General features: G+C 66.2%; 8 protein-coding genes and 1 pseudogene. 7 read left to right on the forward strand and 2 right to left on the reverse strand.

The genetic code is table 11. The features are described 5' to 3' along the window. Window positions 1-139: 139 nt before the first annotated feature. Window positions 140-1,219, forward strand: a complete 1,080-nt coding sequence (locus tag AC1DJT_RS30360) for a helix-turn-helix domain-containing protein (protein WP_476835503.1) — start codon at window positions 140-142, stop codon at window positions 1,217-1,219. Here AC1DJT_RS30360 and AC1DJT_RS30365 read toward each other — a convergent pair. Further along, window positions 1,209-2,252 carry an alpha/beta hydrolase family protein gene (locus AC1DJT_RS30365; protein WP_476769933.1) on the reverse strand — a complete coding sequence of 348 codons (1,044 nt, stop codon included), beginning with the start codon at window positions 2,250-2,252 and terminating at the stop codon, window positions 1,209-1,211. The genes AC1DJT_RS30360 and AC1DJT_RS30365 overlap by 11 nt on opposite strands. 345 nt (window positions 2,253-2,597) lie before the next feature. On the opposite strand from AC1DJT_RS30365, the gene ehuB reads away from it, so the two are divergent. The 6 genes from ehuB to AC1DJT_RS30395 all read left to right on the forward strand — a co-directional run bounded on the left by ehuB (window position 2,598) and on the right by AC1DJT_RS30395 (window position 8,501). Continuing rightward, on the forward strand, window positions 2,598-3,473 hold the full coding sequence (gene ehuB, locus AC1DJT_RS30370; RefSeq protein ID WP_476769932.1) for an ectoine/hydroxyectoine ABC transporter substrate-binding protein EhuB: 876 nt from the start codon (window positions 2,598-2,600) through the stop codon (window positions 3,471-3,473). A 28-nt stretch (window positions 3,474-3,501) separates the two neighbouring features. Next, complete coding sequence (locus tag AC1DJT_RS30375; protein ID WP_441492957.1) at window positions 3,502-4,161, forward strand: amino acid ABC transporter permease; 660 nt, start codon at window positions 3,502-3,504, stop codon at window positions 4,159-4,161. Beyond that, entirely contained in the window at window positions 4,151-4,810 is a 660-nt protein-coding gene (gene ehuD, locus AC1DJT_RS30380; RefSeq protein WP_476835504.1) for an ectoine/hydroxyectoine ABC transporter permease subunit EhuD, read from the forward strand. The genes AC1DJT_RS30375 and ehuD overlap by 11 nt, the downstream gene beginning before the upstream one ends. 117 nt (window positions 4,811-4,927) lie before the next feature. Beyond that, window positions 4,928-6,079 carry an amidohydrolase gene (locus AC1DJT_RS30385; protein ID WP_476835505.1) on the forward strand — a complete coding sequence of 384 codons (1,152 nt, stop codon included), beginning with the start codon at window positions 4,928-4,930 and terminating at the stop codon, window positions 6,077-6,079. A gap of 91 nt (window positions 6,080-6,170) precedes the next feature. Then, the gene (metC, locus tag AC1DJT_RS30390) at window positions 6,171-7,355 is read left to right on the forward strand and encodes a cystathionine beta-lyase (RefSeq protein WP_476769929.1); all 1,185 of its coding nucleotides are present in this window, start codon (window positions 6,171-6,173) and stop codon (window positions 7,353-7,355) included. 120 nt (window positions 7,356-7,475) lie between these two features. Next, entirely contained in the window at window positions 7,476-8,501 is a 1,026-nt protein-coding gene (locus tag AC1DJT_RS30395; protein WP_476835506.1) for an amino acid ABC transporter substrate-binding protein, read from the forward strand. A 143-nt stretch (window positions 8,502-8,644) separates the two neighbouring features. Here the strand turns inward: AC1DJT_RS30395 and AC1DJT_RS30400 are convergent. Then, window positions 8,645-9,091 (reverse strand): annotated as a pseudogene (locus AC1DJT_RS30400) (HugZ family pyridoxamine 5'-phosphate oxidase); the annotation flags it as partial.

The following is a 9,091-nucleotide window of genomic DNA, read 5'->3' on the forward strand; positions in this document are numbered from 1 at the left end:
ACTTTTCGGTCCGATGCTCCAGGTCGCATCGAGCATGCTCTGAACGACGTGACCTGAGCCTGGGAGACATGAGGCCGGGATTGCGGCATCAAGCCGGTCAATCGCCTGCCTGAACCCGATAGGGATGAGAGATCACCGGATGCCTGCGATACCATTGCCCTTCGTGGTGGCGCTGTTGCTGACGATCCTGCTTATCCGGGTCTTCCTTCAGGACAGGCCCCTCCTCAAACCGGTCACTCTCTTCATCGGCACCTGCATTCTRCTGGTGGTCACGGTCGGCTTGCGCTGGACGATCGATGCCCCCTGGGTCCGGTTCCTGCAGCCCGTCATGGCGGCATTGCTGCCGCCCATCGCCTGGCTCTGCTTTGCAAGGCTGCGGCAGCCTCCCGCACTGCGATCCTGGCTGCATGTTCTGGCCCCGGTCGCGATCCTCATCCTGTCCTGCCTGTGGCAGCGCTGGCAGGCGCCGATCGACCTCATTCTCGCCCTGCTCTTTTTCGGCTATGGCGCGGCCCTGGTTCGCCACGGCCATGCCGGGCCCGATCAGTTCGAGAGCGTGCGTCTCTCCGATGCCCAGGGCGCGCGCAGGGCGGTTTCCGTCATAGGCCTGCTGCTGATCTGCTCAGGGATCATCGATCTTCTGATCGCCGCGGATTTCGGGTCCCATCAGGGCAGCCACGCGGCCGTGATCGTGGCAGTCGGCAACCTCCTCCTCCTTCCCGTCATCGCCTATGCAATCGCGGTGATCGGCCGCAGCGTCCCGGACGACGAGCCCCTCGATCGATCCGACCYGGCCCGCACCGAGGAGCCCGAGCATCGGCCGAACGAGGCGGCGTCGGCCTCCGCGACGGAGGAGGACGTCGGGATCATGGCGATGGTCGAGACCGCGATGCGCCAGAAGACGATCTATCGCGATCCGGACCTGACCCTGAACCGCCTTGCGCGCCGCCTCGGGCTGCCTTCAAGATCCGTGTCGAACGCGATCAACCGCACGCTTGGCCGCAATTTGCCGCAACTCGTCAATGAATATCGGGTTCGCGAAGCCATGCGCTTGCTCGGAGAAACCGACCTGCCGGTCACGGGGGTGATGTTCGAGTGCGGTTTCCAGACGAAATCGAATTTCAATCGGGAATTCGCGCGCGTGACCGGCACGACGCCGAGCGAGTATCGCCGCGCGGGCGGTGCGCCTGCCGGGGAGACCAGCCGTTCTACGGCCTGACCGGAATGGACCTGGCGAGAAAGCCGATCACGAGAAAGGCGATCTCACGGTGGATCTCGTCGCGGCCACGCGCTCCATCATCCCTGCAGATGATGCCGCTGCCGGGCTCGACCTTTTCGATGAGGGCGACGGCATCCGGCTTGCAGAGCCCGACAAAAGCGAAATGCGTCGCGTCGGGAATGGTGACCGAGGTCGCGGACGGCTTCGGCAGATGCTCCGCGAGATAGCCGGATTCAAACTTCGCGGGTAACCCGTCGATATCGATCCCTGCGCCGATCACAAGCGCCGGCATGTCGAGGCTCGCCAGGCTTTCGGGCGTAAAGCCTCTTGCAAGGCCGAGGTCGAGGGACACGAACGCCTTGAGGCGCGGGTCGGCCAGGTTGCCTTCGAGTTCGCGCTTGTCCAGGCCGAGCTCACCCCTGAGGACACAGGCACGCGGGCTGGTATTGGCCTTGCAATCGGTCTCGAACCGTTTCGTGTCGAAGCGTGCCCCGGCCAGTTCCGCAACCGTCCAGCCTCCCAGGGAATGGCCGATCGCGGAGACCCGGCTGATATCGACCTTGCCCGCGAGCGTCGGATCGCGTTCCACGGCGTCGATGACCCGGCTCAGATCACGCGGGCGCTCCCGCAGCATCGCCGCCTGCGCGGGTGGCATGTCGAATGTCGTCGTGCCCGGATGGTCCGGAGCCGCGACGATGCTGCCGCGTGCGGCCAGCTCCGCAGCAAGCCAGGAGAGATTGCGCCAGCTCCCGCCATAGCCATGCGACAGGACGACAAGCGGCAGTTCACCCGAGAGCGGCGCGGCACCGCGAATGACGGGAACCCCATGGAAGGCGGGATTGTCTCCGACGATCTCGGTCTTGCCCTCCTGTTTCGTCGGATACCAGATGCTGACCTGAAGCGGCCGCTTCCCCTTCGGGTCGAGCGTCGTCTGCTGAAACCCAATGGCGTCAGCGGAATGCGCAAGGACCGTGGTCAGCAGCCATGACCCGGCCGCCAGGAGTGAGCGTTGAAGGAGTGAGCGTTGAAACATGGCAGTCTCCGATGGAATGAGCGGCCGGCATGTTTCAAAATCCGCTCTCCCGAGACCTCGAACGCGATCGAGAACGCCGCTTTCCGCCAGATTCCGCCTTCGCCCCGCCCCTCGCCCGTGCGGGCAGCCACGCGGAACCCCGGAGCGCTCGCGGATGCGTCCCGGCTGGAAGGGACCAGCAGGTATAAGATTTAGGCATCAAGCTATTTCCCCAGCCTGATTGTCGCGAACCGACCCGCCGCTATCGTGCCTCGCAGCAGGCTCGGCCTGCAGGGATGACCGGGGCCGCGCTGCAAACGGCCGTAGAGCGTGGCGCAGCCTCAGCCAATGACAGGGGATTTACCGATGAGCTTTCCTTCCCGGCGCCTGGCGCTCGGTGTCGCCGCCCTCGGACTGGCTGCGTTGAGCGGCTGGACCGCGCAGGCCCAGCAGCCGGATCTCAAGACTCTCTCKGGCAAGACCATCACCATCGGCATCCATAACCGTTCGCCCTGGGGCTATCGCGACAAGGACGGCAATGTCGTCGGCTATCACCCCGACCTCGTGCGCGCCGCGCTTGCCCCGCTCGGCGTCAAGGCGATCGAGTTCACCGTTGCCGATTTCGGCGCGCTGATCCCCGGCCTGCTAGCCAGCCGCTTCGACATCATCGCGTCGGGCGTCGCGATCACCCCGGCGCGCTGCCAGCAGGTGCTGTTCAGCGAGCCCGACCTCTCGGCCGGCGACGGCCTGCTCGTGCTCAAGGGCAACCCGCTCAAGCTGCACAGCTACGAGGACATCGTGAAGAATCCGAACGTCAAGCTCGGCGGCGGGCGCGGCACGGAGAATGCGAAGAACGCGTTGGCCGCCGGCGTCCCCGAAGACCGGCTGCTGCTCTTTCCGAACAACGAGGCCGTGGTCAGCGCCATGCTGGCCGGGCGCGTCGATGCCGCGACACTGTCGGCGCCGAGCGTCGCCGGGCTGATGGAAGCCGGCGGCATGAACGCGATCGAGCGCGCCCTGCCCTTCAAGGGTTATGTCAAGCCGGGCGGGCAGGAATACATGATGGCGACCGCCGTCGTCTTCGCGCCGAAGGACAAGGAACTGCAGGCGCTCTACAACGCCAGGCTCGCGACGCTGAAGACCGACGGCACCATGAAGACGATCATGGCGAAATACGGCTTCACCGATGCCGAGATGCCGCCGGAGGCCTCGACCGCCGATCTCTGCGCGGCAAAGCCGTGAGCACCGGCCCAAAAACGCCAGGCCGATCATGAGCTTCGCCGACGTCCTTGCCGGGATCTATCAGGGCTTTGGCGTCACCGCCTCGGTGACGCTGCTCGGCATGGCCTATGCCGTGCCCTTCGCCTTCATCGCCGGCGTGCTGCAGTTCAGCACGCGCGGCTGGCCCCATGCCGCCGTCACCGCGGTGATCGAGTTCTGGCGCTCGTCGCCGGTGATCATTCTGCTCTACGCGTTCTACTACACGCTGCCGGGCTTCGGCATCCGGCTTTCCGGCCTCGCGGTCGGGGGGCTGGTGCTCGGCCTCAATATCGGCGGCTATGGCAGCCAGGCGGTGCGCGCCGCCCTGCAGTCGCTCGACCGCGGCCAGGCCGAGGCCGGACGCTCGCTCGGCTTCCGGCGCTGGCAGATCCTGCTCTTGATCGAGCTGCCGCAGGCGCTGCTGGCGATGATGCCGACCTTCGTCAACCAGTTCATCCAGCTGGTGAAGAGCACGGCGCTGGTCTCGCTGATCACGCTCAGCGACATGACCTTCCGGGCCAAGGAAATCTCGCAGCTCCATTACGACCCGGTGAAGGTCTATACCGGCCTTCTCGTCGCCTATTTCGTGCTCTGCTATCCCGCGACGATCGTCGGGCGCTGGCTCGAGCGCAAGGTCGGCGCCGGGCGGAAATTCGCCCATGACGTTTGATCCCGCCTTCGCCCTCTCGATCGTGCCGCCGATCGCGCGTGCGCTGACCACGACGCTCGCTGTCACGCTGCTCAGCTGCGTATTTGCCGCCCTGCTCGGCTTCGGGTTGGAAATCACCAGGCGCTCCAGCAAGCCCATGCGCTACGCGATGCGCTTCGTCATCGACTTCATCCGCTCCACGCCGGTGCTGGTGCAGCTCTACTTTCTCTACTATGTGCTGCCGGTCTACGGCATCAAGCTGCCCGCCCTCGTCGTCGRCGTCGCCGCGCTCAGCCTGTATTACTGCGGCTATCTCGCCGAGGTGTTCAAGGCCGGGATCGACGGGATTCCCAAGGGGCAGTTCGAGGCCGCCAAGGCGCTCGGGCTCAACCGGTTGAAGACCGTGCTGCTGGTGATCGCGCCCCAGATGCTGCGCAACATCGCCGCGCCGATGGGCAATTACTTCATCTCGATCTTCAAATCGACGCCCTATCTCGCGGTCATCGCCGTGCCGGAATCCTTCGGTTCGGCCCTCGACATCGCCTCCGACACCTTCCGCTATGGCGAACCGATGGCGGTCGTCGGCGCGCTCTTTCTCGCTATCGCCGTCACGCTCTCCTTCCTCATCCGCAAATTCGAGGCGCGTCTCGCGCTCTCGGCCCAGCGCTGAGTTCCGTCCAGGCCAAGAATCCTGCCCGAGCATTGAATCCTGCCCGGGCGCTGAATCCTGCCMGGGCGCCGCTTTCTGCCCGGGCATCGCCGCAACCCGCATCATCCGAGACCGATCATGGACCAGGCCTTTCTCGACCAGCTCACGCAATGGCGCCGCCAGCTGCATGCGCAGCCCGAACTGTCCGAGCACGAGCATGCCACCTCCCGCTTCGTGCAGGAGAAACTCACCGAACTGGGCATTCCCTTCGTCGCGGGCGTCGGCGGCACCGGTGTCGTCGCGACGTTGTCCCGGTCGGGCTCGAACCGGACCGTCGGCTTACGCGCCGATATGGATGCGCTGCCGATCCAGGAGCTGAGCACGGCGCCCTACGCCTCGCAGACGCAGGGAGCGATGCATGCCTGCGGCCATGACGGACATACGGTCGCTTTGCTCGRCACGGCCGCTATGCTCGCCGCCGACGAGAGCTGGAAGGGGCAGGTCCAGTTCATCTTCCAGCCGGCCGAGGAAAACGGCGTCGGCGCCAAGGCGATGATCCAGGACGGGCTGTTCGAGCGCTTTCCGATGGAGCGCGTCTTCTCCTTCCATAACTGGCCGGGGCTCGAGGCCGGCRCCATCGCGGTGCATGACGGGCCGGTMATGGCGGCGGGCGGGCGCTGGAGCGTCACCCTGCACGGGCTTGCCGGCCATGCCGCGATCCCGCACCAGACCCGCGACCCGATCGTTGCCGCCGGACACCTGATCGTCGCGCTCCAGACCATCGTGGCGCGCAATGTCGATCCAGTCGACGCGGTCGTGCTCTCGATCGGCCAGATCAGCGGCGGCGTCGTCAGCAACCAGATCCCGGAAAGCGTGACGCTGCTCGGCACCTTGCGGACCTACCGGCCCGAGGTGCGCGAGGCGGTGATCAAGCGGATGGAGAGCATCATCGCCGGCATCTGCGAGGCCTATGGCATGCAGGCCGATGTCGAGATCCTGTCGACCGGCAGGCCGATCATCAACACTCCGGCGGAAGCCGCGCTCTCGGTGCAGGCGGGACAGGCGATCGGGGCGCCGGTCCGGCGCGACGTGCGGCCGAGCACCACCGGCGACGATTTCTCCTTCCTGATCAAGGAGCGGCCGGGCGCCTATGTCTGGATCGGCAACGGCCCGGCCGGTCCGGAGGGCGAGCTCCACAATGCCCGCTACGATTTCAACGACGCGATCCTGCCGGTCTGCGTCGGCTGGATGAGCGAGGTCGCCAGGCGCGCGCTCGCGGATGCCGCGTAAGCCATAAGGGCCAGGCATCGTCTCATGCCCGCAGCCTGATTGTCTCGCTTTGCCAGCCGCCTACAGCTTGTCCCTCGAAAGGGATCAAGCCATGCACGACCTCACCCGCTGCGTTCACCACCCGGCCGTCAACGAGGAGGGCTATGCCAGCCTCGCCGTGCCAACGCATCGCGCCTCGACCATCGTATACAAGGATGCCGCGAGCTTCGCGGCCCGCAAATATCGCGGCTTCGACGGCTATACCTACGGGCTGCACGGCACGCCGACGACGCGCACGCTGGAAGCGCAGCTCACCGCGCTGCATGGCGGGGTGCGCACCGTGCTGGTGCCTTCGGGCCAGGCTGCGGTCACCATCGTCATGCTCTCGGTCCTCATGCCCGGCGACAAGGTGCTGATCCCCGACCATGTCTACCCGCCGGTGCGCAGCTTCTGCGAGGAATACCTGAAGCCGCGCGGCATCGATTACGGCGTCTACGACCCGATGATCGGCGCCGGCATCGCCGAGCTGATCGAGGGCGCCACCAAGCTGGTCTGGGTCGAGTCGCCCGGCTCCGGCACGATGGAGGTCCAGGATGTTCCGGCCATCGTCAAGGCGGCCAAGGCCAAGGGCGTGCTCGTCGGCTGCGACAACACCTGGGCGACGCCACTGCTCTTCAAGCCTCTGGCCCATGGCGCCGATTTCGCCTGCGAGGCGCTGACCAAATATGTCGGCGGCCATTCCGACCTGCTGCTCGGCTCCGTCACCGTCTCCGACATGGCGCTGCGCGAGAAGATGAAGGAGACGCTGCGCGCCTTCGGCGTCGGCGTCTCGCCGGATGAATGCCAGCTCGCGCTGCGCGGCATCGAGACCATGGGCCTGCGGCTCGCCCATATGGGCAAGATCTCGGAGGATTTCGCCCGGCGGCTGACGCATTCGCCGGCTGTCGAGACGGTGCTGCACCCAGCCCTGCCCTCCTGCCCCGGCCATGCCTTCTGGAAGCGTGACATGGGCCGTTCATCGGGCGTCTTCAGCGTCGTCCTCAAACCCGTTGCCGAGGCGGATCTCGAAGCGGCGCTGACCGCGCTCAAGATTTTCGCGATCGGCGCCTCCTGGGGCGGCACGCGCAGCCTGATCGCGCCGATGGCGGTCAAGGGTGACCGCACCGTCAGCCCCTGGACGGCGGAGGGCACGGTGCTGCGCATCAGCATCGGCATCGAGGATCCCGACGACCTCTGGAACGACCTCGACGCGCTGCTCGTCGCGCTCGAACGCGGGCCGGCCGCCAGGGTCGCCTGAGACAAAAGATCCGGACCGAAGACCAACGCGGCGGGAGCAGGCTTCCGCCGCGCAGGGAGAACTTTGCCCAGAACCAGCCAGCACAAAGAACGGCAAGAACAAACAGAGAGGGAAGCTTCAATGACACGCCCATTCATCCGGCTTGCGGCCGYCGCGGTCGTCKCGACCTGTACTGCGGCCTCCGCCCAGGCGGCGGACACGCTCAAGACCATTCGCGATCGCGGCAGGATCATCTGCGGCACGAGCAACGGCGTTCCCGGCTTCTCGACGCAGGATGCAGCCGGGCGCTGGCAGGGTTTCGATATCGACATCTGTCGCGCGCTCGCCGTGGCGGTCTTCGACGATTCCGAGAAGGCCGGCTTCGTGCCGTTGAGTTCGAAGGACCGCCTGATCGCGCTCCAGGCCGGCGAGATCGACGTCCTGCCGCGCACCACGACCTGGACGCTCGCGCGCAATTCCGGCCAGGGCGTCACCTTCACGGCTGTGAATTATTATGACGGCCAGGGCTTCCTGGTCCACAAGAGCCTGGGCGTGACCAGCGCGACCAAGCTCGACGGCGCCTCGATCTGCGTGGCGCAGGGCACGACCAGCGAGCTCAACCTCGCCGACTTCTTCCGGCGCACCGGGATGAAATACGAGGTCGCCGCCTTCGGCACCCCCGAAGAGGCGCTGAAGGCCTATGAATCCGGACGCTGCGACGCCTACACCACCGATGTCTCGGCGCTTTCGGCCAATCTCCTCAAGTTCCGCAATCCCGACGAGCATGCGGTGCTGCCGGAGATCATCTCGAAGGAGCCGCTCGGTCCCTGGGTGCGCAGCGGCGACGATGTCTGGTTCAACCTGGTGCGCTGGACGCTGTTTGCCCTGATCAACGCCGAAGAGCTCGGCGTCACCAAGGCCAATGCCAGGGAGCTTGCCGCGAACGCGACCAATCCCGAGATCCGGCGCTTCCTCGGCCGCGACGGCAAATATGGCGAGGCGCTCGGCGTCAGCAACGACTGGGTGGTGCGCGTCGTCTCGGCCGTCGGCAATTACGGCGAGAGTTTCGAGCGCCATCTCGGCCTGAACTCGCCGATGAAGCTGCAGCGCGGGCCCAATGCGCTCTGGACCAAGGGCGGCCTGCAATACAGCCCGCCCTTCCGCTGAGCGCAGGCGTCACGCCACCCTCGGCGGCGTGACGATGAGCCGATCACACGGCGCAAAGAGCGAGCCGCCTCGGGCCTGCGCCGGCAGACGAGGCGGTCCTGCCGCTTGCGCGCCTGACCCTCTGCGACAGCGCGGAATCGGGTTCAGCGCGGCAACTGCTCGGCCAGCTCGTCGAGACTTGTGACGCGGCGGACAAACCAATGCCGGACGGTCTCCCTGCTGGTCGACAGTTCGATCCCGTCCGGATCGAGGCCGCTGACGCGCCACTGGCCGGGGCCGTTTCCCGCAAGCGCAACGAGAGCAGCGAGGTCGGCCGCCGAGCTGTTCAGGCGATCGATCTCGTCTGCGGCGCGCGACATCAATGCTTCCGCCCCGGAAAGCTCCGTCTTCAGGGCGGCTGCCGTCACTTCATTGGCGTTCTGGGCCGGGCCGCCATTGATCTGCAGGGCCTCGACCTCGACGCGATAGAGGCAGGCATCGGGCAAATCGAGATAGAGCTTCGATTTGGGGTAGCGACGAGCATATCGTTCCTTCGCGTCAGTCTCCTCGGCAGCCGGCATCAGATGCGCGCGGCCGACCAGCGTCAGGCG

It is taken from the genome of Allobosea sp. 05T422_2 (genome assembly GCF_056396265.1).